The sequence below is a fragment of the Occallatibacter sp. genome, from assembly GCF_035317045.1.
In the GTDB taxonomy this organism is placed as follows: domain Bacteria; phylum Acidobacteriota; class Terriglobia; order Terriglobales; family Acidobacteriaceae; genus Telmatobacter.
The window spans coordinates 348,874-373,097 of sequence record NZ_DATHHT010000040.1 but is presented as its reverse complement, the minus strand read 5'-3'; the positions used below and the strand labels follow the sequence as shown (position 1 = coordinate 373,097).

The following is a 24,224-nucleotide window of genomic DNA, read 5'->3' as shown; positions in this document are numbered from 1 at the left end:
CGAAGGAGGTTCGTGTCGATGACTGCGAAAGGGAAACTTTGGCGCCTGAAATATCTAATCCATTCGGAGCACCTACAAGGTGTCCCTTTCAAACGCCTGTGGTTGCAGTTGATCGCCGTCTTCTTTTTATTCTCTGTGGTTGGCTTCGTCGTCGACCTGGTCTATGCAAAAGGACAGATGCAGTACGCTGCGGTGCTGGCGATCGCGACTATCAGCGGTCTAAACGCGATGCTATGGGTCTTCGTGCTGGCTCGACTTCCGAAGGCGTTTGTCTTGCTGTTGATTGTGCTCCAGTGCTTTCTCGGCTCCATCGACACCGGCATCGCAAACTGGATGATTGGCACCTTCAATCTGCAGCCGGTTCCGTCGGAGAGAGGAATCGATTTCGCAGCAATCGGAATCCTGTCTGTGCTCATCCTCTCTTACATTTTCTCCATCAGTTACCTCCGAAGCCTGGGTAGGGAGTCGTTCCGCATGCACAACGAATTGGCGCAAGCGCAGGAGGTGCAGCAACTCATCCTCCCGGAATCGCGTCTGGCGCTCCCGGGGCTGGTGGTGGAGAGCGAGTACCGGCCCGCGCGGGAGGTGGGCGGGGACTTTTTCCAGATGATCCCACACAGAACCGATGGGAGCTTGCTGATCGTGGCTGGCGATGTAGCCGGGAAAGGGCTGAAGGCAGGGATGCTGGTGGCGTTGATGGTGGGAGCGATCCGCACTGCGGCTCAATATGTTTCCGATCCAACTGCCGTACTCGGCACTCTGAATCTGCTTCTTGTGGGTCGCAGCGATGCCCAGGCCACCTGCCTGGCGCTGCACATTTCGAATGATGGTGCAGTCACGCTGGCCAACGCCGGCCATATTGCACCCTATTTGAACGGTGAACCGTTGCCCATGGAGGGCGCGCTGCCGCTGGGCATGATCGAAGGCGCGGAGTCTTCCGTAATGCATTTTCGAATGAAGGATGGCGACAGGCTGATGCTCATGTCGGACGGCGTAGCAGAAGCGATGGATGACGACGGTCAACTATTTGGATTTGAGCGGGTTCATCAGCTGCTACGCACTGCACAGTCTGCCACCGAGGTTGCCAGCGCCGCCCAGATGTTCGGACAGGAGGACGATATCAGCGTCATCTCCATCTCCCGCACTGCTGTGCCAGGCAATTCAGGTAACGGACGAGCCCAAATTACTCATTGAGCCGAGTAGTACGATTTCGTCGGTTCCGGCTGCGTGGTGGGCAGCTCGGACATAAACCCATTTTTGAGTTCTGTCCGGTTCGCCGGTGAAATCATGCCGGCTGTGCGCGAGGTGCCTGAACAATCCTGTTGACATCTTCGTCCAACGAGTCCTACCATCCGGCGCACCATTCGTTTCAGGACTTTCCCCTTGCGAGTGGGCCCAATACTCAGGTGGCTGTCGGAGCCAAATCGGGCAACAACTCGTTACAACTCACGCCTAACTGGATCAGGCCTTCGGCCTGCAGGAGATTCGTATGAACAAGCTAGTGAGATTGCTTGCAGCGCCAGCTCAGTCGAGACCAATTCTCAAACTGTTGGGTGCTTCCGCGGTACTTGTCGCGATCACCGTTTTGCTGGCGTCATTCAAAACTCCCCGCGTTAGCGCGGGGCCGGAATCCGATCGCGACCAGGATGAGAGCAAGGTCCGGATAGGTTTGGAAATCGCACCGGTTCCCCTCAACTTCGAAAAAAAGGATCGAAAATTGGTTGGATTGGGCAGTTATATCGTCAACGCACAATCCGACTGCAACGGGTGTCATAGCCAGGGTCCGGCGACCGAGTACCTTGGCCCGGGAAACCCCTACCTTCTGTCTCCTCCCCATGGTCCATTCACCGGGATGCAGCATGTCAATCCAGCCACCTACCTGGGCGGCGGCCGAGACTTCGGTCCGTTCGGGGTCGCATCAGAGCTGACGCACCTTTACTCCCGCAACTTGACTCCCGACAAGACGGGGCGGCCCGAAGGAGGCCACACGTTTGAGGAGTTCCTCACCATCCTGCGTACAGGAAAGGACTTCGATCAAATTCATCCGAACTGCACAGGATCTCCCGATGGCAACTGTCTCTTGCCTCCGTTCAACGGGGATGTGCTGCAAGTGATGCCCTGGCCCGTTCATCAAAACATGACGGACCACGACATCCGCGCCATCTACGAGTATCTAAGCGCCATTCCCTGCATCGACACTGACATCGCCGGCGCACCGGTATTGCGGAACGACTGCAAATAAACCGTCTCCAAAAAAGCCGAATGGCGACGGCCAGATGAGATTTGCAAACGAAGAGCCCGGACCTTATCGGTCCGGGCTCTTCGTTGTGGGTTTGCAGTTGAACCGGGCTACGGGATGGTTAGCGTTACGGTGGCGTGCTGGGTGACGCCTCCACCGGTGCCGGTGATCGTTATGGTGCGGGTGCCTGCCGCGGCTCGGCGGTTGACGGTGATGGTCATGGTCGACGTTCCAGCGCCGGGTGCCGCGATGGATAACGGGCTGAAGCTAAGCGTGACCCTGGAGCCGGTGACGGTACCCGACAGGCTGACCGCAGAGCTGAAGCCTCCGCTTATGGCTGTTGTGAGGGTGATTTTTCCGGTGCCTGAGGGCGAGACGGAAATCTTTGTGGCCGATGGGGTGAGGGTGAAGGTGGGAGTTGCTCCGGTCACGGTGAGAGTGACGATTGTGGTTTCAACAATGCCGCCTGACGTTGCAGTGACTGTAATGGGATAGGATCCCGGTGCAGCACCGGACGTGGTGAAGGTCAAAGTGGATCCGACCGCGCTGCTGCTGGTGATTGGCACGGGGTTTGTACTCCAACCAATGGTGACGCCGGTCGGCAGGGTTGAGGTTGTGAGGGCCACCGATCCTGTGAATCCGTTATTCGGCGTGATCGTGACGGTGGTTCCCTGCGCACCGGTTTGAGCCACTGAGACCGTAGAGGGCGAAGCAGAGACGCCGAAGCCCGGAGCGATGGTCCCGCTCAGCGCTGTGATAAGAGCCGCCGTGGGGCTGCCCCATCCAGTGACAAGATCGAATCCAGTGACTGCGGAGAAGCTGCCGGAGGTTCCGCTCTTGATGTCGTGGAAGTCGGCGGAATAGGTCGAGCTATTGGCGTTCTGGGAATAGATGGTGGGGTTGATAAAGCCGATGGGGCTCTTACTGTTGTTGGCCAGATTCTGGTTAACGAGAGCGATGAAGCCAGCCCACATGGGAGCGGCAAAGCTGGTGCCACCGTACTCATTGGCAGTGCAGGTAGTCTGGTCAGCGCAAACGTAGAAAGTGAAGTTAGCATTGGCCGAGACGTCCGGTCCATTGCGAAGCGTGGTCGATCCCTTATTGCTGGAATTGATTGCAGCAGTCTGCCACGAGGGGATCGCGATGCCGTCGGGGCTGATGCCGCCACCGCTGTCGACCCATGCGGTTTCAGACGCCCAGGCGCCTCCAGCGCTGGCGGTAACAAGATCGGTGCCTCCGACTGAGACGACGTTGGCATCGTCTGCAGGCCATGCCTCGTTGCGTTTGGACCAGGTGGAACTGTCGCCGGAAGCGGCGAAAAAGTTCTGCCCTTGCGAGGCCATCTTCTGGAAGAAGGGATCGAGAGTGGAAGGATCGGCTGGCGTCCATCCCCACGAGCAGCCGATGGTGGTAGGCAGCGGGTTGTGCGTGGTCATGGCACTGATGATGGAGGTGTCAGTGGAGCCGATGTAGACCACCAGGCTAGCGAGACCGGGGGCCATGCCGAGGGCCTGGGTCATGTCCAGTGTCTGCTCAGTGTCGTCGCAACGCGGAGCGGAGCAGCCGGTGCTGGTGCCATCGGTGGACACGAGGGTGACGGGCACATTGTTGGTCTGGCCCACGTTTTTGAAGTATGTGGTCAGGTCGGCGAGATTCGTGCCTTCAAATTCAAACAGGCCGAGGTTCTGACCGGCGCCGGTAAGAGCCGTGCCGGTGGCGTAGGCGGCGCGCATGTCGCTGCCCAGGAACGAGGCCGAGGGACCAGACCCGGTGGTGGCGAGGGAGACGACCTGCTCGGGCTGGATTCCGTGCGCCGCGGCGTAGTCCTTCTTGTTGACAACAAGCGGCCTGGGAATGGAGTAGTTGTCGAGGCCGGAGATGTGCCACAGCTTGAAAGGCAGATCCAGAGCAGGCTCACTATCGGTTGAAAAGAAGTTGCGATCCTCGGTGGGGTGCTTATAGGTGCGCATGTTCACGTGGAACGCAGCTTCAATGTTGGAGACGGTGCCCTTGACCTGGACGAGCATGCCGTCGCGGGAGCCGCCGACCACGTCAAAGCCGTAGGTTTTGGCGAAGCGGACGACGGTATCGTAGTCGTCGGCGGTGGGTCCGAAGCGGGCGGTGAATTCTGTTGGGGTAAGGAACTGACGATAGTTTGGACTGGCGGGGTTGTAGACATCGGCGAGGAATGCCTTGAGGCCAGCGGGATTGCGGACGGGCAGAACCAGATCAAGATCCAATACCTGGTTGCCGGGGAGACGGCCATTGGCCTGCGCATGGCCACCTTTCACCACGTCGCGGACGTGATGCGTCATGACAGATTGGGCCAGGCAGGTGGCGGAAAGCGTCAGCGCTGCGCAGAAAGTCAGGAGTTTCCCTGTTCTTGGAATCACAAATTCTCCTTGGGGGTGGGGGGCTTTGGAATCGGGCAACACCGAAGCGGGTTCCCCGGCGTTGATGCATTCTCAGGCAAGTCTGGATTCGGTGTCTAGAGAATTCTGGAGACGGTTCCGGTGGGGTAGTTACCTAGGCAGCGACGGGGATGCACTTGGGTCACAGTTACCGGGAAGAGGCGCGGGTCGGATTGTCCGGGGTGGCACGGAGTGTCCTGCCTCCCGCTTGTTGATCTGGTTGATCAGCCAGGCGGTCACTAACACTTCACTCATTGTGCTTCTGGTTGCTAGACGCCGCTAGAGGCAACTGCAGGTTCCTCCGCTCCCTGCGGTCGGTCGGAATGACATGTGTGGTGATTGGGGGAAAAAGCAACTGCGGGTTCCTCCGCTCCCTGCGGTCGGTCGGAATGACAGTGCGGGGTGATGGGATTACGGGCAAGACAATGAAAATGGTTGGGATGACGTAAACTCTTCCCTTCAGGGAAATCAAGGTTTTCGTCAGCATTCTGTTGGAGGCAATCCGTGGCCGAGTTTCAACCTTTTGTTCCGCCGGATCAGCACCCGCCGGAGTTTACCGTTCGAGCGCTGCTGCTGGGCTCAGTTTTTGGCATCATCTTTGGGGCCGTGACTGTGTATGTTGGCCTGCGAGCCGGGCTCACTGTGGCTGCCTCGATTCCGATCTCGGTGCTGTCGATCAGCATTCTGCGCGCGTTTGGTCGTGCGTCGATTCTTGAAAACAACATTGTGCAGACCACGGGGAACGCGGGGCAGTCGATTGCCTCGGGCGTCATCTTCACGCTGCCGGCGCTGGTGTTTCTGGGATTTGACCTGGAGTATTCGCGGATTTTCATGCTGGCGTTGATCGGCGGATGGCTGGGCGTGTTGTTCATGATTCCGCTGCGGCGGCAGTTGATTGTGAAGGAACATGGAGTGCTTCCCTACCCCGAGGGAACGGCCTGCGCGGATGTGCTGATTGCGGGCGAGAGAGGCGGATCGCTGGCGAGTCGGGTTTTTCTCGGACTCGGGCTTGGCGGGGTCTACACGTTTTTTCAGAATGCAAATCTCTTTCGAGCGTGGCCGAGTTCGCCTGAGTTTCGGCCTGACTTTGGACCGCAGCATGTGCTGAAGGGCGCGTCGATCAATGCCGATGCGACATCGGAGTATCTCGGTGTGGGTTACATCATCGGATCGAAGGTAGCCGGTGTGATCTTTGCGGGCGGCGTTTTCTCGTGGCTGGTAGTGATGCCGTTGATCTACTTCTTCGGAAAGGAACTGCCGCATCCGGTTTATCCGGGACAGATTCCCATTGCGCAGATGGGGCCGAGCGATCTATGGGCCAGCTACATCAAGCCGATGGGTGCAGGAGCGGTAGCGGCAGCGGGATTGATTACGCTGCTGAAGACCATGCCCACGATCTGGAGCGCGCTCGCGGTGGGCCTGAAGAATATGAAGCCCGGAGCTGAGAAAGTCGAAGCGAAGCCGATTCGCACCGAGAACGATCTTCCCATGACCGTGGTGATTATCGGATCGCTGCTGATTGTGGCGTGCATGTTCCTGTTTCTCGAGTTCAAGCCGGTGCCGGGAGCGTTTGTGGGATGGGCGGCGAACCTTTCGGCATCGCTGCTGGTGGTGGTGTTTGGATTTTTGTTTGTGACGGTGAGTTCGAGAATTGTAGGGCTGGTGGGGTCGTCGGCTAGTCCGGTGTCGGGCATGACGATCGCGACGCTGATGGCGACCACGGCGGTCTTCCTGGTACAGGGATGGACGGCGCCGGCATTTGGCGCACTGGCGATCACGATTGGCGGCGTGGTGTGCATTGCGGCTTCGAACTCGGGGGATACTTCGCAGGATTTGAAGACGGGGTACATCATTGGCGCTACTCCGCGAGCGCAACAGATCGCACTGATGATCGGGGTGGTGGTTTCGACACTGGTGATTGGCGTCACGCTGAACCTGATGAACACGGGGCTGCAGGAGTTCCACGCAGCCGCGCAGGCATGGGATATCAACGCTGCGCATGCAGGCGTTTCGGTTCAGGCGAACATCAAGCATCTGCCGCCGCAAATTCGTGTAGTGGCGGATGACAAGACGACCACTTCGCACCAGGCGTCGGAGTACGTTGTGCTGAATGCGATTGGGTCGACAGAGTTGCAGGACGGGAAGTATTTGTATTCTCCGACGACGGGAAAGATTGAAGTGCACTGGATCCAGGGCATCGGGAGCGCTGCTGCGCCGGCACCGCAGGCACGGCTGATGGCGACAGTGATCAATGGCATCCTGAGCAGAAAACTGCCGTGGGGACTGGTGCTGCTGGGCGTGTCGCTGGTGATTGCGGTGGAGTTGCTGGGGATTCGCTCGCTGACGTTTGCTGTAGGAGCGTATCTACCGATCGGGACGACGCTGCCGATTTTTGTGGGCGGAGTGGTGCGTTGGATCGTGGACCGGGCAGCGGCGCGGGCCGGAAATGCCGATGCGGAGAGCGAGATTTCGTCGGGCTCGCTGTTTGCTTCAGGGTTGATTGCGGCGGGCGGAATTGCGGGGCTGATCGGCGTGGCGCTGAAGGCCGTTGAAGCGACCTACATGGAGAACCGCGACATCCTGAATTTCCCGCAGGGGACGATTCTGGATCATATGTGGGTTTCGGTGCTGGGATTTGCGATGCTGGCGTATGCGCTTTACTACTTCGCGCGGAAGCCGCTGAAGAAGTAGGTGGCTCGATTTCGGCGAGGACGCCGAAAACAAAGCGGTCAGGGATATCGCTGCGCGACACCCCGGAAAGAATGAAATCACTGCTGGTTAGATCGTACTTTCCCACCCAAGCGGAGCTTGGATGGGGCACCCTCGTTCGTGCCGGTGTCTGAAAGTTCACGGCGGATGATCAGGAACGAAGCGAGAATCGCTTTAGCGGACCAGGTGGCAGAGGTGCCAGATTCCGTAGGCCAATAGAATCATGCCGGCTTCAAAAAGGAAGGCGGAGCGGAGACCGCGAGCGCAACCGAGGCCGTCTGGATTTGGTTCTGGCCGTTCGTTCAGGGTGCTTCTCGAAAAGAAGGGGGAATCGCAGATCGAGACGACATTGTCCGGCGCGAAAAACGGAGCGGAAGCGGCGGGCTCGCGTACTGCGGCAGACCGGAACTCATAGACGGTTTGGTTCGGCACGAAGAAGATCTCCCACCTGGGGGGTTCTTGCCGGAGGAAGCAGATACCCCTTCAGGACTAGAGCGGGCAGCTCTTGTGTAATAAAGCGATTCTCCCGCTGTCTCTTCAGGAAATATGTGATTTATATCACCTCCCCACGCGGAGGGTGAAATTATTTGCAGGAAAACTCGGCACACAATTTTGGTCTTCAATTTCCGGGCGGAGAGTGGGAACGGTGAACGCCCCAGACGGAGATCTGTAGGTTAGGAAGACGCCCACAGACAAAAGCAGATTCTTCGCTCACCACCCCCGAACCTACCCCAAAGAGCTCGATCGCTCTTTAAGGGCCCCTGGTACGTTCGGAGCCCCGTTCGTTCAGAATGACGGCACCAAATCATGTTCCCTCAAAATGGCGTCGCTGATTATCGGAAGTGTCAGCTTGGAACGCGGAGAATCAGGCGGGGTGCTTGCGGAAGACGATCTGGAGTTCGTGGCGCCAGTGTTCGCTGAGGGCGATGAGTTCCCAGTCAACCTGGGGAGAGAGATAACGCAAGACGGGGAGATTGGCGGGGTGGATGCGTAGCGCGGGTGCGGCCAGGAGGAGACGCGGGGGCTTTGGCGAGACTTCTACTCCAGGGAAGTAACCCTCGCGTTCGAACGCCGATACGAGTCGGTCGCTGCCGGCGGTGCGTTGCCGATCGGCATTGAGAGCGCGCACGCGAATCCAGTAATCGAGGGCCTGTAGGGGGAGATGCATGTCTTCGTCGGCTTTGAGTTCGATGACAACCAGGCGGCCATCTCGATCGAGGGTGAGCAGATCGAGCATGCCGCGATCGCCGGATGAGAACGCGGGGACCTGGGAGTAGAGTTGATCACCTTGAAGCGAGGGCAGCAGGTTGCTGAGTCCAGCGCGGAATTCAGATTCGAGCCAGCGCTCGGGCTGGATGCGGAAGAGCGGATCTTTGTGGACGCCGTCGCGATGGCGGCTAGCAAAGAGGCGCGCGCACAGCTCGCGGCAAAGGTCTGCAGTCTCATCGGTCAGCTGGGTTTCATTGGCGCCGGCGCCGAAGGTGATCTGCTGCTCGCGGGCGAAGGAATGCGCATCGGCGCCGTGACGTACGCGAGCGAATTCAAGGCCGTGGAGGATCAAGCCGACTTCGGCAGCCGAACGCGGACGGATTTCGATGCGCGGCTTTGCGTCGGCCGGAAGCAGATTCAATATGGTGTCGATGCCGGACTGGCAACGCGTGAGGGCTGCAGCCGGGGAAAAGGCGTGGACGAGACGCACTACCTTGTTGCCGCTGTCGCGGAAGTCGACCGGCGCGAGTTCTTCGCTGCGCTCATCGAGCGTGAAGAGCTGAAAATCGGCGGCAGCGTGGTTAAGCCAGGCCATGCGCTCAGCCGTGGTGTGCTCCGATCCTCGAGGCACGATCACCTTGAGCGAGCCGAAGTGGCGGCGGGCAGCGCTTTTCTCGCGGCAGTAGTCGAGCCAGAGAATGCCCAGGGTGAGGATGCCGTCGATGGTGGCGGCGGATTCTGTCTCGCTGACGCCAATGATGGCTTCGGCGGCGGTGCCGCGCAGAAGGCGGCCACGAATGTACGCAGGGCCAAAGCTGTGCTCGAGATCCATCGCGGAACGAAGGCCATCGATCTTCGCGCCCGGAAAAGCGCGGATGAGGACACGTTCGAGGAGTCGCTGAAAGCTGCGGCGCGCGGAGTCGCGGGCGGTAGGGGTGCGGCGGTCGCTGTTCGAGACAAGTTCGAGAGCCTGCGGCTTCGCGGCGCCCATGCGGCGGGTCATGACACGCAGGCATTGGGCGCGCGGCTGAATTTCTAAGACGGTGCGGACAATATTTCGCTCTTCACTCCAAAGCTGGAGGAGACAGCGCCCGTGGGACTCGATGACGGAGTAGCGCGTGAGGCGCATGTCGAAGAGGACGCGGCCATCTTCAAGCAGCGCTGCGGCGGGATGGGCGGCCAGGTATTCTTCGAGGATTTCGGCGAGTTTGGAAGCAGAAAGCGCGTCGACAGCAAGAGACACACGAAGCCTACCAGTTCTGCCGCGCGCGAAGATTCGTGATGTGCGCCGTGTGATGGCGCGAATGCCAGCCGTAGATGGCAAGCACGGTGGCGAGATTCTGTCGGCCGTTCTCAGGATGGACGTAGCCGCGCTCGAAGTCGGCGTCAGGGAGCGACTCGAGGAGGGTCACCCAGCGTTCGTGCATCGCCGCGATCATCGCGAGGGAGCCGTCGACAGGCAGTCGACTGTCGGCCAGGCGTGCCCAGGCGGCCTCGTCGTAGGGTTTGATGGTGGGCCAGTCTTCAGTGAGGGCGAGCTTGGTGCGGCAATACGCGTTGGCATGGCTGTCGGCGATGTGATGTACGAGCTGGCGCACGGACCACCCGCCTTCGCGATAAGGAGTGTCGAGTTGCAGGTGGGTCAGTCCGTAGACGGCTTTCTGCAGCGCGGGAGAAAGCAGGCGGAGGTTGGAAATCTGCTCGGCGCGAGCTGCCGGTTCAGACGAAGAGGGAGGCCTAAAGCGGCCAATCGGATAGCGGAGGTCTTCCAATTCTGTCATTGCTCTAAAAACCTGGAGGGCTCGCGGACGCGGCTGCAGGGCGTTACGGCGCGAGGCGAATCTATTTGGCGGGTGTGGGGTGCTTCTGCACTTTGTGTTTCGGCAGGTGCTTGAGGTTCTCATTCTGCGGGTGATAGGCCTTGGGATGCTCCATGACACGTGGGTCCTTGGGGGGCTTTTTATGAAAAGGCCAGATGGCGAAGGCCGGAGCGGCACACAACACCAGCAATAGCGCGGTAACCGCAATTTTCCTCATGGCAGGAATGTAGCACGAGAACGGGACGGGCGATAGTACCGGAAGTCACCGGAGACGACGGAAAGTACCGGTGGCAATACTTCAAGCAGGTGTGTACTCCGGGGTTGCTAACGGTTAGGCAGTGATTCGCCCGGAATCGGCGAAACAGGCTCGCAAGCGGTCGGCTCATGCCCTTCAGCGCCGACGCTGTGGAATCACCCAAAATCTGTGGATTGGCGGTCACATAGCCACAGCTGCAAAGTCTCGCCTTCTGGCTACCAACTGTGCTTGCGTCGTATTGATATTCCCGGTCCCCAAATGCGAGGGACCGGGGGCACCCTTGTCGTGGTCTAGAAAGACCATGGGACCAGGGCCACCCGCCGGCACGACTAAAGTCGCGCCCTTTCAAAGCCTATTCGTGCAACCGGTTCTAGGCTTTGCGATGGTGGTGATGACGGTGATGGTGGTGATGCGTAGTCGCTGCGAACGCCGGAGCGGCGAACACGAGGACCAAGAGCACAGCAGCAAGAATCTTCTTCATGGGGGTAAATGTAGCACGAGGGAGATTGTGGAAATACCAGGGGAGGAGTCATGAATCAAGTGTGGAAATGCCTGGTGCCGGAATGCGGTGAAGTTCGAGACGGCGTAAACTGAAAGCTACGATGAGCCTACCTGTCACTTCCCCTCAGCCCAGTCACAGACGTTACTTTTTTGAAAAATTTGGAATCACCGAGCGGCTGCTTGAGCGCTATTTGGGCGAAGCCCTCTCTGCGGGCGGCGACTACGCCGATCTCTATTTTGAGTCGGTGACGTCGACTTCGCTGGGGGTCGATGAACAGATCGTGAAATCGGCGAGCACGGGAACGAGTGCGGGGTGCGGCATTCGCGTGCTTTCGGGCGAGCGGACCGGCTACGCCTACACAGACAACCTGAGCACAGAGAGACTGTTGCATGCGGCACGGACAGCGGCGCTGATTGCGTCGGGGCCGGCCAAGCAGCCCGTGCAGGGATTTACGGAGACGGCCGGGGCGGATCTCTATCCTGTTCCACTGGGTGGGTTTGATCTGGACCTCGCGGCGCGTCTGGAGCTGATTCTGAGGGCTGACCGGGCGGCGCGGGCGTATGATCCGCGGATTGTGCAGGTGCGGGCGGGATACAGCGAGGAGTTGCGGCGCATCCTTATTGCGGCTTCGGATGGGGCGTTTGCCAGCGATACGCAGCCACTGTGCCGGTTGAATGTGTTCGTCATTGGCAAGGATGTCGCAACGACGACCAAAGGGTCGGCGGGTGGGGGCGGAAGAGGTGGGCTGGAGCAATTTGTGGGTTCGAAGAGCCCCGAACATCTGGCGCAGGAAGCCGCGCGGGGAGCGATTTTGCAGCTTGGCGCAGTGCCGGCGCCGGCGGGCGAGATGCAGGTGGTGCTGGGGCCGGGTTGGCCGGGAATTCTGCTGCACGAAGCAGTGGGGCATGGGCTTGAGGCAGACTTCAATCGCAAAGGGACGTCGGCGTTTACGGGGTTGATTGGACGGTCGGTGGCCAGCAGCAAAGTGACGGTAGTGGATAACGGAACGATGGCCGGGCGGCGCGGATCGCTGAATGTAGACGACGAGGGATCGCCGACGCAGGAGACGGTGCTGATTGAAAACGGCATTCTGAAGGGGTATCTGACCGACAAGCTTTCGGCACGACTGACGGGAGCGGCGAACACGGGGTCGGGACGGCGGGAAAGCTACCACTGCATACCGATGCCCCGAATGACGAATACTTACATGCTGGCAGGTGAGGACGACCCCGAAGACATTCTGCGCTCGGTGAAGCGGGGCTTGTACGCGGTGAACTTTGGCGGCGGGCAGGTGGACATCACGAACGGGAAGTTTGTGTTTTCGGCCTCCGAAGCTTATCTGATCGAGGACGGCAAGATTACAGCGCCGGTGAGGGATGCGACGTTGATCGGGAATGGGCCGGAGGCGCTGAAGTACGTCTCGATGGTGGGGAACGATCTGAAGCTGGATGAGGGGATCGGGACCTGCGGGAAAGATGGGCAAAGCGTGCCGGTGGGGGTCGGGATGCCAACGATCAAGCTGGACAAGATGACGGTGGGCGGGACGGGACGGTAGAGCGCGGGGCGTACTGTTCTGAAGATTCTTTCGCGACCAATTTCGCTTTGCCGGGTTTATTCAAAATGACGTTAGAATCGAACTGGGAGGAAAGTGCCATGACGTAGGTACGCAACTGCGACCTGGAGTACGTTATGAGCCGTTCCTATCGCCGTCCCTTTGCGGCGATCAATGGTATTGCCAGCGCCAAAGAGGACAAGCAGCTGGCCCACCGCGGCGTCCGCCGGAAACAAAATTTCGCGATCAAAACCTGCCCGGACTATGAGGATCTTTTTCTTCCTCATGAGCTTGAGTGTGCGTGGAATGACACCTACTGCTGGGGGCGCGATGGCGCTCAGCGCTATGTGATTCCTCGCGATGAATGCGGCGATGAACGCGCACGTCGCTACCACGAGAAACTACAGCGCAAGTAGAGCTACTTCTGGTGGGCGGCGAGCCATTTGGCGACGCGGTCCTGGGCGGCGGTGAGGTCGGATGGGGTAAGGTGCTGGGCGACGAGGTCGCGGGCCTTGGCGGCATCCTGCTGGCGTGAACCGGACCACCTTCTAGCGGCAAGGTCGAGCCAGAGGTACGACTCAACGAGATTTACAGGGACGCCCTGGCCATTGGCGTACATGGAGCCGAGGTTGAACTGGGCACGGGGAAGTCCCTGCTCGGCGGCTTTGGCGTACCAGGCTGCGGCTTGTGCGTAGTCGCGCGTGAGACCCGTGCCATTGTCGTAGAGCAGGCCGAGGTTGAACTGGGCAGAGACATTTCCCTGTTCGGCGGCGCGACGGTAGAGGTCGGCGGCCTGGGTATAGTCCTGCGGGACACCGATGCCGCGCTCGTAGAGAGTGCCCAGGTTGTATTCAGCCTCAGGAAGATGCTGCAAAGCAGCTTTGCGATACCAGCCGGCGGCTTCGGCATCATCCGGGGGAACTCCGTCGCCACGATCGTAGAGCAGGCCGAGGTGGAGTTCGGCGGGGGCAAAGCCCTGCTCGGCGGCTCTCCGGTAAAGAGTGGCGGCCTTGGCGCTGTCCTGCGTAACGCCGTTGCCTGATTCGTAGAGCGAGGCGAGGTCGAATTGCGCTCGCGGGAGGCCCTGATTGGATGCCTTTTCTAACCAGGAGAAGGCCTTGGTGTAATCCAACGGGACGGAGATGCCTGACAGATAAGTCTCACCCGCTGTAAGCTGCGCCTGCGCTTCTCCGGCTTCGGCTTTTTTGAGCAGACCTGGATCGAGGGCTGCCTTTTGGGCGAGAAGCGGAAGACATGGAAAAACAGTGAGGTAGATCGAAAGCAAAAGGGCGCGGCGCAGCATCATGAATGCCTTTCAGGGGAACTCCACACCATAGCAAATTATGAAGAATCAAGTTGTGATCGTCGCTGGCCGGCATGCGAAGTGCGGCGGGATGCGCCGGGCGATGGCGGTTTGTTAAGGTTGACCCATGCCCGAAGTCGTTCAACTCCCCGATGTATCCGCTGTCGATCTTCAATCCCTTGCAACCGATGTGGTAAAGCTGGCCGTAAAGGCAGGTGCCAGTGATGCCGAGGCTGTCGTCCGAGAGGGAGACGAGTTCAGCGTAAATGTGCGCATGGGGCAGGTGGAGACGCTGAAGGAGTCCGGCTCCCGCGCGATCGGGTTGCGGGTGTTTCGCGGGAAGCAGTCGGCCTCGGCCTCGACCAGCGATCTGACGCCGGACGGGATTCGGCAGTTGGTTGAGGGTGCGATGGCGCTGGCCAAAGTGACGGAGGAAGATCCGTTCATCGGGCTGCCGGAAACGGAGGAGTTTGGAGCGATTGCGGACGACCTGCACCTGTATTACGACGACGTGTACTCTCTGCCGGGGCCGGAGCGAATTGAATGGGCACGGCGGTGTGAGGCTGCAGCAATGGCTGCGGACCCGCGCATCACGAATTCAGATGGTGGAAGCTTCGATGCGGCGACGGGCGGGAAGGTGCTGGCGAACTCGCGCGGATTTGTGGGGAGCTATCGCTCGAGTTATGCAGGAGTTTCAGCGGCTCCGCTGGCGGTGGATACGAACGGGCAGATGCAGCGCGATGGATGGTGGTCGAGCGCACGGCGGATGGCGAACCTCGACTCTCCGGAAGCGGTGGGCAAAGAAGCGGCTCGACGGACGGTGCGGAGGCTGGGAGCGCGGCGGGTTCCGACGCAGCGGGTGCCGATTGTGTTTTCGCCGGAGGTGGCACGGTCGCTCATCGGGTCTGTGTTCGATGCCGCATCGGGTGATTCGATCTGGCGGCATGCTTCGTACCTGGCGGGGAAACTGGGCGAGACAATTGGCGCGTCGACGATCACGATCGTGGATGACAGCACGATGCTGCTGCCGACCGGTGTGGGTGGATTTGGAAGCACTCCATTTGACGGCGAGGGTCTGCCGTCGCGGAGGACGATTCTGGTTGAGGGCGGGGTTCTGCGGAACTACATGCTGAACACCTATGCGGCGCGGAAGCTGGGAATGAAGTCGACGCATAATGCTTCGCGCGGGCTTGCGGGGGCGCCGGGGATCGGGTGCGGGAATCTGTATCTCGAGCCGGGAACACAGACACCGGAAGAGATCATTGGTGGCGTGAAGGCGGGGCTGTACGTGACGAGCTTGATGGGATTTGGGACAAATATTGTGACAGGCGATTACTCGCGCGGGGCCGCGGGATTGTGGATTGAGAATGGGCAACTGACGCATGCGGTCGAAGAGATCACGATTGCCGGGCATCTGGCGGAGATGCTGATGAATGTGGCGGCGATAGGGAACGATCTGGTGTTTCGCGGATCAGTGGCGTCGCCTACGCTGCGGATTGACGGGATGACGATAGCGGGGGCGTGAGAGCGGAGTTAGCCGCGCGTTGCGCGTGTTAGCAGGTTAGAGGGTTCTGAGCCGGTGCACGCATTGAGCGAACCAAACAAAAGTGCGATGGAGCAGATTGCCTTCGATCCGACGGAGCCGAAGTTGGCTTTGGCTCAGTTACCGCAGGCACCGGCGGTGTTTGCGCTGTATGGGGCGGAGGCAAAGGACGAGCCTTACATCGGGCGCACGCCGAATTTACGCGGGCGGCTGGAACGTCTGCTGCAGCCTTCGGCGAAGCATCCGCGACGGTTGCAACTGGCGGGGCGGGTTCGGCGGATCGCATTTAGGCGGACGGGGTCGGATTTTGAGTCGCTGCTCGCGCAGTTTTCTCTGCTTGAAGCGGTTTACGAAGCGAAGGCGCTGGAGCGGATGCATCTGCGGGCGCCAGCATTTGTGCGGTACCTTGGCGGCAATCCATACCCGCGCATCGTGGTGACCAACAAGCCAAGTCAGCGAGAGGCCGATTGGGCGTACGGGCCGTTTGCATCGCGTGCGGCGGCGGAGCGCTTTGCGGAAGAGGCGCTGAAACTGTTTCTGCTGCGGCGGTGCACCGACGATCTGAATCCTGACCCGAACCACCCGGGCTGCGTGTACTCGGAGATGAAGATGTGCCTTGCGCCCTGCTACAAGGGCTGCACGGATGAACGGTACGCCGAGGAAGCAGCGGGGGTGCGGGATTTTCTGGCCACACGAGGCGAAAGCAAGCTGGTGGTGCTGCGCAATGAGCGGGATTCGGCTTCGGCGAGGCTGGCATTTGAGGATGCGGCAGCGTTGCATACAAAGGTGCAAAAGGTCGAAGGCGTGCGCGCACTGGCGCCGGAGCTTGTGCAGCCGTTGAGTAAACTGCGGGCAATGGTTTTGCAATCGTCGGCGAAGGCGGACGAAGTGTCGGTGTTTCTGTTTGAGCGCGGCAGTCTGCACGGACCGGTGGGGTTCTCGACGATTGGGATGCGCATTCAGAATGAACAGTCGGGATCGAGTTCGCTGTTTGCGCAGCCGATGGCGCTGGAGCCGGTGCCGGAGATAGTGGACAGTGGACAGTGGACAGTGATCAGTCCCGGTTCAGTAGAGCCTGGAGATTCGGCGCATGCCAGAGTTCCGCGGACGATGCTGGAGGGGCGGATGGAGGCGGTGCTGGCGGAGCTTGAGAAGGATGCGGGACCGGTGTCGGCGACGGTTCGGCAGGGACATCTGGCGCTGCTGAAGCGGTGGTACTACCGGCCGGAGGTGAAGCGCGAGGGCGAGGCTTGTTTTCCGGATTCGGACGGGCGGTGGCCGATCCGGTCACTTTTGCGCAGCGTTGGCCGGGTCGCGGCAAAGGGCCTGACGCTGGCAAAGCCGCAATGAGAGAATGACCGCGTCGCCATGCCCATCCAGCAAACAATCCGGCAAATGCTCAAGCCTGGCGCGCGCCTCGATCCTGGACGTGTCTGGGAGGTCGTTGAACTGGTGGAGGGCCGTCCCGCCAAGCTCGCGCAGGTTGTCGAGTGCCTCTGGGACGATGATCCCGCCGTTGCCAGCCGTGCCGCCGATGCGCTGGAGCGCGTGAGCCGCCAGCGTCCCGAAAAAGCCCAGCGCTGGGTCGAGCCTCTTCTCGGGCTGATGGCTGAAACCACCGAGAAAAAGGTGCGCTGGAATCTCGCGCTGACCATTCCGCGTCTCAGGCTGACCGCCGCGGAATGCCGCCGCGTCAATGCCGTGCTCCGTTCCTACCTCGGGGACTCCAGCTCGATTGTGAAGACGGCAGCTCTGCATGGGATGGCGGATCTGACGCGGCAGGATCCAGAGTCATTGCCGGATGTTATAGATCTGCTGCGGGTGGCGGGGCGGTCGGGGACGCCGGCGATGCGGGCGCGGAGCCGGATCCTACTGAAGGCTCTCGAGCGCGACCAGGGCAAGCGGCAGAACCGCATTTCGATTCATATGTTCGACTGATTACCCGGCACCGCAGTCGCTGCGAGCACTATGCCAGCAGATAATGAGTCCATGACCGTTCCAATCCATTCAGGACTGACTGACGACAATGACTTCGTAGCACTGGTGCATACCGTCGTTGCTAGCCTGCTCTCAGACCTCCATCCTGCACAAGTCTGGATCATCGAGATCGATAACTGGTTCGATCACAAGTGGCTTGGTTACTCGGGAAACGGCATCATCGCGAACTGGATGTTTGCTGGGAGTAAATCTTCTGACTTCATAGCGAACAGGCTCGATAGTGTAAAGAGCGAATTTTTCAACGAGAAGACCTCATTCCCTCCCTTCTCTCCGAATAGGGTTCTCGGCCAGTGGTCCTACATAAAATCTGGCGACAATTATGTTGAGATACCGTTGCCGGATTTGCCACATGGCACGACGAAAGCTCATTCTTCGGCAAATCTCAATCGGCGAATTGAGGCTTTCGCAGTGAATGCGCTCTTCATCTGGTATAGCGGGAATTCGCTGAAAAATGGCCGGGGAAGCCTTATGGTTTACACCGGGAATAGTTCGCAAGTGAATCGCTGGTTTGCGGCCTTCGAACGAAAGGGCGATTGGACGCTCACGCAAACAAAGGGAATTAGCCGTGGAGAGCTCCTTCGCATGATCGAAACCACAAGAGCGAAGTCCATTGACGGACTGATACACTGACCGCTGAGAGCAAGGTTTCAGAGTTGATGGTCGAGCTACTTCCATCCATTTTATCGGCGGATTTTGCGCACCTCGGGGACGAGGTTGCCGCGGCGGAACGGGGCGGCGGCACGGTGATCCATGTGGACATCATGGACGGGCATTTCGTGCCCAATATCACGATCGGGCCGCCGGTGGTTGCCAGCCTGCGCAAGGCAACGAAGTTGCCGCTCGATTGCCACCTGATGATCGAGAATCCGGATGAGTTCATTCCCGCGTTTGCCGAGGCCGGGGCCAACTGGGTGAGTGTGCATTACGAGACTTGCCGTCACCTGCACCGGTCGCTGATGCACATCAGGGACCATGGTATGCAGCCGGGTGTAGTGCTGAATCCGGCGACACGGGTAGACCTTATCCGCGACATTTTGCCGATGGTGCACCATGTGTTGATCATGAGTGTGAACCCGGGTTTTGGCGGGCAGAGCTTCATTCCGTTCTCGCTGGACAAGATTCGGCGGCTGGCGCAATTGCGCAAGGAACTGGGGCTGGCATTTAAAATCGAAGTTGACGGCGGAGTGGCTCACGACACGGTCGCCCGGGTCGTCCAAGCAGGAGCGGAGCTATTGGTGGCTGGTAATGCAGTGTTTGGCGCGGGGCAGGCCGAACGGGATGCCCGTGCATTGCTGGCAGCGGCTCGCGCAGCCGCCAGTGAGTCTGATCTTGTAAACGTGTAAAGGGTGGCAGTTTCCCCCTGCCGCAAATTGAGGTGGTATGAACCGGTTGTCGAGAAGTTTAGCTGCGTTGGCGCTGGCGTCGCTGGTGCTGTCCGGGGTTACGGCCCAAGCCAAGGAAAAGAAGCCCAAGCACAAGAAATCGCAGGATTTGAGTGCAAATCCTCTGGCGAACGTGAACTCGAAGCAGCCCGATAAGGAGCTGTTCGACAAGGCCATGATCGCGTTGAAAAAGGGACGCTTCGATGTGGCGCGGCTCGACCTGCAGACCATGCTCAATACCTATCCGGACTCGGAATACCGGATGCGCGCCAAGCTGGCTGTGGGCGACAGCTGGTTCAAAGAAGGCGGAACCGCGGCGCTGACGCAAGCCGAGAGCGAATACAAGGACTTCATTACCTTCTTCCCCAACGCGCCGGAAGCAGCCGAGGCGCAGATGAAGGTAGGCGACATCTATTACCAGCAGATGGAGAAGCCCGACCGCGACTACAACAACGCGCAGGATGCGGAGAAGGAATACCGGACCATGATCAACATGTTCCCGGACTCGCCGCTGATTCCGCGGGCCAAGCAGAAGTTGCGCGACGTGCAGGAGGTTCTAGCGGAGCGCGAAACGCAGATCGGCCTCTACTATGAGAGCCGCGAGAACTTCACTGCCGCAATCGCCCGGCTCGAGACCGTGGTGGATACCTACCCGTTGTATTCGAAGAGCGACCAGGCGTTGCTGGCAATCGGAGATGCCTACGCGGGCCAGGCACACGCAGTGCTGATTGCACCGAATATCAAAGGCGCTGTGCGCGAGCGCCTGCACAGCCTGTTCGAAGAAAAAGCGGCAACGGCCTATGCGAGGGTGGTCACGAGGTACCCGATGGCGCCGCACGTTGAAGATGCACGCGACAGGCTGGTGGCGATGAATCGCGCAGTACCGGAACCGTCTGATGCGGCGGTGGCCGAAAACGACGCGGAACAGAAGAGCATGCGGCCGATCCGGTTCACCGACAATTTCATTGGGATCATCAAGCGCGGACCAACAGTGGTAGAAGCCGCGCACGTCGGCGAGCCTTCGCTGGAGGATCCGAAACGTACGCTGGCGCCCGATGTAACCAAGCAGAACCAGGCACTCTTTGTTTCGGCCATGAACGAGGGTAAACCCGCAGCACCAGCCGCCGTGAGCCCGACCGGTCCGAACGAGCCGCCTCGCAGCGATCAGCCTTCCAATGTTCCGCTTGCTCCGCCAGATGGCGGAGGAACGGGCGTGGGTGTATCGATTGTGAATGCGCCGAACGGTAATGCCGGAAGCACGCCGACAGGGAATGACCCCGTTCCGGCAGGAACGCCGGGGGATCCCAACAATGCCCTGGTGAAGCCCGTTGGCCCAAACAACACGGTTCTGCCGCCGGTGGATAAACCGGCGGAAGCGCCTGACCAGGTGAATGACATCAAGTCGGGTACAGCGCAGACGCAGACGCAGGCCGATGCGGCGAGGAAGAAATCGAAAGCTGACCTGAATGAAGAGTCTTCAAGCAAGAAGAAAAAGAAGAAGGGTCTGGGCAAGCTGAACCCGTTCTAGAGACAGAGAACAAGAGAACAGGGAACAAGAGAATGAGACGAAGGGCCGCATCCGAAGAGGGTGCGGCCTTTGTTTTTGGAGTCAGTACGGATACCGGTGCGACTTAGGACGGGTTTCTGAATCTGCTAGAGTTAAGAGTAGTCCCCCTTGTCTGAAATCCTTGTGAAAGCTGGGTTTCGGGGCAAAACCCCCGGGACTCGCAGACCATTCCCATGCCGCACGATTTATCCAAAGCGTACGATCCCACAGCCATTGAAGACCACTGGGCCGAATACTGGGTTCGCGAGAAGCTCTTCGCTCAGCCGACGCCTGGTCCAGAGGATCTCGGGGACAAATCCTCGTTCACGATCCTGCTGCCGCCGCCCAATGTGACCGGCAATCTGCACATGGGGCATATGTTCGAGCACACCGAGAGCGACATCCTCATTCGCTGGCACCGCATGTGCGGCAATCGCGTGCTGTGGATTCCCGGGACGGACCATGCGGGGATTGCAACGCAGATGCTGGTGGAACGCCAGATCACAGCCGAGGGTACGACGCGGCAACAGATGGGCCGCGATAAGTTTGTCGAGCGCGTGTGGGAATGGCGGCGGCACTATGGCGGCGCGATTCTCGGCCAGATGAAGCGACTGGGCACCTCCGTCGATTGGGACCGCGAATATTTCACGATGGACGAGCGGCTTTCAGTGGCTGTGCGCGAGGCGTTTGTCCGGCTCTACGAGCAGGGGCTGATTTATCGCGGCGCCTACATCGTGAACTGGTGTCCGCGCTGCCAGACGGCGATCAGCGATCTGGAAGTGGTGTACGACGAGCACAAGGGACATCTGTGGGAGATTCGGTATCCGGTCATCGGGGACGACGGCAAGGATACGGGCGAGTTTCTAACCGTTGCTACGACTCGTCCGGAAACGATGCTGGGCGATGTGGCGGTTGCCGTTCATCCCGCGGACGAGCGCTACAAGCATCTGCATGGGAAGAAGCTGCGCCTGCCGCTGGTGGGACGCGAGATTCCGGTGATCACGGACGAGTGGGTGAGTCCGGAATTTGGCACGGGCGCGGTGAAGGTGACGCCGGCGCACGATCCCAATGACTTTGCGCTGGGGCAGCGGCACGATCTGCCTTCGATCAACGTCATGGACGATACGGCGCACATCAATGCCGAGGGCGGCGTGTACGCGGGGCTGGACCGGTTTGTCGCGCGCAAGAAGATTGTGGCGGATCTCGAAGAGATGAGCCTGCTGGCGGGCGTGAAGGACCACGTCAACAATGTGGGCCACTGCGACCGATGCAAGACGATGGTGGAACCACGACTTTCGCTGCAGTGGTTTGTCAAAATTCAGCCGCTCGCGGACAAGGCGATTGCAGCGGTGAAGGAAGGACACATCAAGTTCACGCCGGAGATGTATGGGAAGACGTACCTGAACTGGATGGAGAACATCCACGACTGGTGCATCTCGCGGCAGCTTTGGTGGGGACATCGGATACCGGCGTGGCACTGCGCGGTGTGCCACAAGATCACGGTGGGGCGCGATGATCCGACGAAGTGCGCGCATTGCGGGTCAGACCAGATCACGCAATCGACGGATGTGCTGGATACGTGGTTTTCTTCGGGGCTGCTGCCGGTATCGGTGTTTGGATGGCCGAATATTACGGAAGTGAATCGCGCAGATTTTGACGCGTTTTATCCGACGAGTTTGCTGGTTACAGGTTTTGACATTCTTTTCTTCTGGGTGGCCCGGATGATCATGCTGGGCTGCTGGTTCTCGGATGACGTGAAGATGCCGGACGGATCGGCGCGGACGTTGAAGGATTCAGTTCCCTTCCGCGAGGTGTACATTCACGCGCTGGTGCGGGATGCGAATCGCGAGAAGATGTCGAAGACCAAGGGGAACGTTGTCGACCCGATCGAGATTGTGAAGCAGTACGGGACCGATGCGGTCCGGTTCACGCTGGCTTCGATGGCTTCGCCGGGAACGGATATTGCGTTTAACGTGGCGCGGACGGAGGGGTACCGGGCGTTTGCTAACAAGATTTGGAATGCGGCGCGGTTCATTTTTATGAACGTGGATCGGGCCAAAGAAGCAGGAATAACAATTGAACCGATATCTTTCGCTTCGGCGCCAAATCTGACGAGCGATTCATCGGTCGAATCTCGTTGGATCATTTTCCAATTCAACCTGACGGCGCATCGAGTCGATCTAGCGCTCAAAGAATATCGATTCGATGATGCTGCGAACGCCATATACAAGTTCTTTTGGGGCCAATTCTGCGATTGGTATCTGGAAATCGTTAAGCTTCGTCTCGACTTCAATATGAACGCGTCCGCCGAAGAAGCGTTAACGGTGCTCTTGTATGTCTTTGAATCGTCGCTTCGCTTGCTGTCACCCATAATGCCCTTCATCACCGAGGAAATATGGCATGCCCTCTATGACGGGAAGCCGCCCCATAAGTCGATTGCGCTATCGAAATATCCGTCGACCGATTGGTTTGCCCCCTTCGGCAACCGTGACCCCCAATCTGCGATTGCAGGAGCGGGCAAGAATGAAATGGACGAGCTCCAGCTGGTGATTAACGCGATTCGTGCGCGGAGGAAAGAGATCAGGATCGAGGAAAAGGCACTCGTATCAATAAAGGTCGCTGCTGAGGAGCAGATTCGTTCGATCTTTCACACGAACGCAGACATCATTCAGAGATTGGCAAGGGTGAAGGATCTGGAGTTCGTTTCCGTCCAAGACCGTAACGCCAAGAAAAAACATACCGACTTGGCTTGGCAAGCGTTTGTTAGCTTCGATGTTTTTGTCGAATATGAAAAGGAAATTGACACCGACGCGGAGCGCGAGAAGCTGAACAAGGAAATCGCAAGGCAGGAAAAGATCATTGCCAACTCCGACCGCCAACTCAATAATCCCGGCTTCACGGCGAAGGCTCCGGCGCACATTGTTGAGGGCTTGAAGAAGCAACGCGACGACGCACAACAACTGCTCGACAAGCTGCGGAGGGATCTCGATTCCCTACCGCCCGCGTGAGTGAATCCTAGCGAATGGCGTGTGTATGCAGAGATTGCCTTCAGCATTCCAGAATCCTTGGAATTGTGCAGCCGCCGAAGTCGAAGGCGGCGATTCACAGGGCGTATCGGACTGCGGCCAAGCTCTGGCATCCGGATAAATTTGAAGGCAACCTGAAGAAGCGCTCTGAGGCGGAAGAGCGGTTCAAGCGCATTCATGCGGCCTACCAGGCGCTTTGCGTACACTTCGAGAATCCGACGAGAGAGCTGCCTGAGGCGGATTTTGTTTCTCCGATCCGCAAAATTCCAACGCCCAAGATTGTTTTCGGAGACGAGCCCGGTTGTTTTGTAGCGCCAAACTTTCCTGAGCGGATTCGCGCGGTCATTGCGGGGGCGCGTGTTGAGGCCTCGGACCCTCCGGTGGCATTTATCGAATTGTCACCCGGAACACCGAGCAATTCGCAATTTATCCTCTTGACGGGGCACCGCTTGTACGTCCGCGACTCCAAGGGACTGCTCTCGGTGGTCTGGTATTCAGACCTGGGAAGCATCAGGCTCGTCGATCGCAAAGGCGAGAAGCAGGGCGCGTGGCAAAGAATTGCGGATACGATTGCGGGGAAGCAGCAGACGTGTTCGCTCCAAATTGATCGACTGGATCTAAGCCGGTTTCACACGCTCACTAACCGTCCGGATGACAGCGTCAAGAAAGTTGTTTATAACTTTCTACGACAAATGAAATCGAATTGGCAGTCTTGAACATCGAAAGAA

The 24,224-nt window shown here is 59.1% G+C and carries 19 protein-coding genes; 13 read left to right on the top strand and 6 right to left on the bottom strand.

The genetic code is table 11. The features are described from left to right. Positions 1–18: 18 nt before the first annotated feature. On the top strand, positions 19–1,194 hold the full coding sequence (locus tag VK574_RS20840) for a PP2C family protein-serine/threonine phosphatase (RefSeq protein ID WP_472801803.1): 1,176 nt from the start codon (positions 19–21) through the stop codon (positions 1,192–1,194). 295 nt (positions 1,195–1,489) lie between these two features. Then, a complete protein-coding gene (locus tag VK574_RS20835; protein WP_472801802.1) occupies positions 1,490–2,242 on the top strand; it encodes a hypothetical protein in 753 nt (250 codons plus the stop codon). Between the two features lie 107 nt (positions 2,243–2,349). Here VK574_RS20835 and VK574_RS20830 read toward each other — a convergent pair whose 3' ends face one another. Next, the gene (locus VK574_RS20830; protein WP_472801801.1) at positions 2,350–4,632 is read right to left on the bottom strand and encodes a protease pro-enzyme activation domain-containing protein; all 2,283 of its coding nucleotides are present in this window, start codon (positions 4,630–4,632) and stop codon (positions 2,350–2,352) included. 522 nt (positions 4,633–5,154) lie between these two features. Between VK574_RS20830 and VK574_RS20825 the strand changes: the two genes are divergently transcribed. Beyond that, entirely contained in the window at positions 5,155–7,341 is a 2,187-nt protein-coding gene (locus VK574_RS20825; protein WP_472801800.1) for an OPT family oligopeptide transporter, read from the top strand. A 192-nt stretch (positions 7,342–7,533) separates the two neighbouring features. Here VK574_RS20825 and VK574_RS20820 read toward each other — a convergent pair whose 3' ends face one another. The 4 genes from VK574_RS20820 to VK574_RS20805 form a co-directional block, all read right to left on the bottom strand. Next, positions 7,534–7,791: a hypothetical protein gene (locus VK574_RS20820; protein ID WP_472801799.1), complete on the bottom strand. Its 258-nt coding sequence runs from the start codon at positions 7,789–7,791 to the stop codon at positions 7,534–7,536. A 433-nt stretch (positions 7,792–8,224) separates the two neighbouring features. Then, entirely contained in the window at positions 8,225–9,811 is a 1,587-nt protein-coding gene (locus VK574_RS20815; RefSeq protein ID WP_472801798.1) for a hypothetical protein, read from the bottom strand. A 7-nt stretch (positions 9,812–9,818) separates the two neighbouring features. Then, positions 9,819–10,349 carry a YfiT family bacillithiol transferase gene (locus tag VK574_RS20810; protein WP_472801797.1) on the bottom strand — a complete coding sequence of 177 codons (531 nt, stop codon included), beginning with the start codon at positions 10,347–10,349 and terminating at the stop codon, positions 9,819–9,821. Between the two features lie 61 nt (positions 10,350–10,410). Next, the gene (locus VK574_RS20805) at positions 10,411–10,605 is read right to left on the bottom strand and encodes a hypothetical protein (protein WP_472801796.1); all 195 of its coding nucleotides are present in this window, start codon (positions 10,603–10,605) and stop codon (positions 10,411–10,413) included. A 641-nt stretch (positions 10,606–11,246) separates the two neighbouring features. On the opposite strand from VK574_RS20805, the gene tldD reads away from it, so the two are divergent. Beyond that, positions 11,247–12,701 (top strand): metalloprotease TldD, encoded by a 1,455-nt coding sequence (tldD, locus tag VK574_RS20800; protein WP_472801795.1) that lies wholly within the window; start codon positions 11,247–11,249, stop codon positions 12,699–12,701. A 134-nt stretch (positions 12,702–12,835) separates the two neighbouring features. Beyond that, complete coding sequence (locus tag VK574_RS20795; RefSeq protein ID WP_472801794.1) at positions 12,836–13,114, top strand: hypothetical protein; 279 nt, start codon at positions 12,836–12,838, stop codon at positions 13,112–13,114. Between the two features lie 2 nt (positions 13,115–13,116). Here the strand turns inward: VK574_RS20795 and VK574_RS20790 are convergent, their stop codons facing one another. After that, a complete protein-coding gene (locus tag VK574_RS20790) occupies positions 13,117–14,004 on the bottom strand; it encodes a tetratricopeptide repeat protein (protein ID WP_472801793.1) in 888 nt (295 codons plus the stop codon). Between the two features lie 124 nt (positions 14,005–14,128). Here VK574_RS20790 and VK574_RS20785 point away from each other — a divergent pair, with 124 nt between their 5' ends. The 8 genes from VK574_RS20785 to VK574_RS20750 all read left to right on the top strand — a co-directional run bounded on the left by VK574_RS20785 (position 14,129) and on the right by VK574_RS20750 (position 24,212). Further along, positions 14,129–15,526, top strand: coding sequence for a TldD/PmbA family protein (locus tag VK574_RS20785; RefSeq protein WP_472801792.1), 1,398 nt, complete (start codon positions 14,129–14,131; stop codon positions 15,524–15,526). A gap of 63 nt (positions 15,527–15,589) precedes the next feature. Further along, positions 15,590–16,894 carry an excinuclease ABC subunit C gene (locus VK574_RS20780; protein WP_472801791.1) on the top strand — a complete coding sequence of 435 codons (1,305 nt, stop codon included), beginning with the start codon at positions 15,590–15,592 and terminating at the stop codon, positions 16,892–16,894. 18 nt (positions 16,895–16,912) lie between these two features. Next, positions 16,913–17,482 carry a HEAT repeat domain-containing protein gene (locus VK574_RS20775; protein WP_472801790.1) on the top strand — a complete coding sequence of 190 codons (570 nt, stop codon included), beginning with the start codon at positions 16,913–16,915 and terminating at the stop codon, positions 17,480–17,482. Positions 17,483–17,533: 51 nt separating this feature from the next. Beyond that, positions 17,534–18,172, top strand: coding sequence for a hypothetical protein (locus tag VK574_RS20770; RefSeq protein WP_472801789.1), 639 nt, complete (start codon positions 17,534–17,536; stop codon positions 18,170–18,172). A gap of 26 nt (positions 18,173–18,198) precedes the next feature. Next, positions 18,199–18,885 carry a ribulose-phosphate 3-epimerase gene (rpe, locus tag VK574_RS20765; protein ID WP_472801788.1) on the top strand — a complete coding sequence of 229 codons (687 nt, stop codon included), beginning with the start codon at positions 18,199–18,201 and terminating at the stop codon, positions 18,883–18,885. Positions 18,886–18,922: 37 nt separating this feature from the next. Continuing rightward, on the top strand, positions 18,923–20,452 hold the full coding sequence (gene bamD, locus VK574_RS20760) for an outer membrane protein assembly factor BamD (protein ID WP_472801787.1): 1,530 nt from the start codon (positions 18,923–18,925) through the stop codon (positions 20,450–20,452). Positions 20,453–20,664: 212 nt separating this feature from the next. Continuing rightward, the gene (locus VK574_RS20755) at positions 20,665–23,478 is read left to right on the top strand and encodes a valine--tRNA ligase (RefSeq protein WP_472801786.1); all 2,814 of its coding nucleotides are present in this window, start codon (positions 20,665–20,667) and stop codon (positions 23,476–23,478) included. Between the two features lie 65 nt (positions 23,479–23,543). Continuing rightward, on the top strand, positions 23,544–24,212 hold the full coding sequence (locus VK574_RS20750; RefSeq protein WP_472801785.1) for a J domain-containing protein: 669 nt from the start codon (positions 23,544–23,546) through the stop codon (positions 24,210–24,212). Positions 24,213–24,224 lie beyond the last annotated feature (12 nt).

What these genes read in the sequence shown, in the direction of transcription:
- VK574_RS20810 (WP_472801797.1), bottom strand. Translation starts at nt 10,349, where the DNA reads ATGACAGAATTGGAAGACCTCCGCTATCCGATTGGCCGCTTTAGGCCT.
- VK574_RS20795 (WP_472801794.1), top strand. Translation starts at nt 12,836, where the DNA reads ATGAGCCGTTCCTATCGCCGTCCCTTTGCGGCGATCAATGGTATTGCC.
- VK574_RS20835 (WP_472801802.1), top strand. Translation starts at nt 1,490, where the DNA reads ATGAACAAGCTAGTGAGATTGCTTGCAGCGCCAGCTCAGTCGAGACCA.
- VK574_RS20785 (WP_472801792.1), top strand. Translation starts at nt 14,129, where the DNA reads ATGCCCGAAGTCGTTCAACTCCCCGATGTATCCGCTGTCGATCTTCAA.
- rpe (WP_472801788.1), top strand. Translation starts at nt 18,199, where the DNA reads ATGGTCGAGCTACTTCCATCCATTTTATCGGCGGATTTTGCGCACCTC.
- tldD (WP_472801795.1), top strand. Translation starts at nt 11,247, where the DNA reads ATGAGCCTACCTGTCACTTCCCCTCAGCCCAGTCACAGACGTTACTTT.
- bamD (WP_472801787.1), top strand. Translation starts at nt 18,923, where the DNA reads ATGAACCGGTTGTCGAGAAGTTTAGCTGCGTTGGCGCTGGCGTCGCTG.
- VK574_RS20770 (WP_472801789.1), top strand. Translation starts at nt 17,534, where the DNA reads ATGACCGTTCCAATCCATTCAGGACTGACTGACGACAATGACTTCGTA.
- VK574_RS20775 (WP_472801790.1), top strand. Translation starts at nt 16,913, where the DNA reads ATGCCCATCCAGCAAACAATCCGGCAAATGCTCAAGCCTGGCGCGCGC.
- VK574_RS20790 (WP_472801793.1), bottom strand. Translation starts at nt 14,004, where the DNA reads ATGATGCTGCGCCGCGCCCTTTTGCTTTCGATCTACCTCACTGTTTTT.
- VK574_RS20840 (WP_472801803.1), top strand. Translation starts at nt 19, where the DNA reads ATGACTGCGAAAGGGAAACTTTGGCGCCTGAAATATCTAATCCATTCG.
- VK574_RS20805 (WP_472801796.1), bottom strand. Translation starts at nt 10,605, where the DNA reads ATGAGGAAAATTGCGGTTACCGCGCTATTGCTGGTGTTGTGTGCCGCT.
- VK574_RS20755 (WP_472801786.1), top strand. Translation starts at nt 20,665, where the DNA reads ATGCCGCACGATTTATCCAAAGCGTACGATCCCACAGCCATTGAAGAC.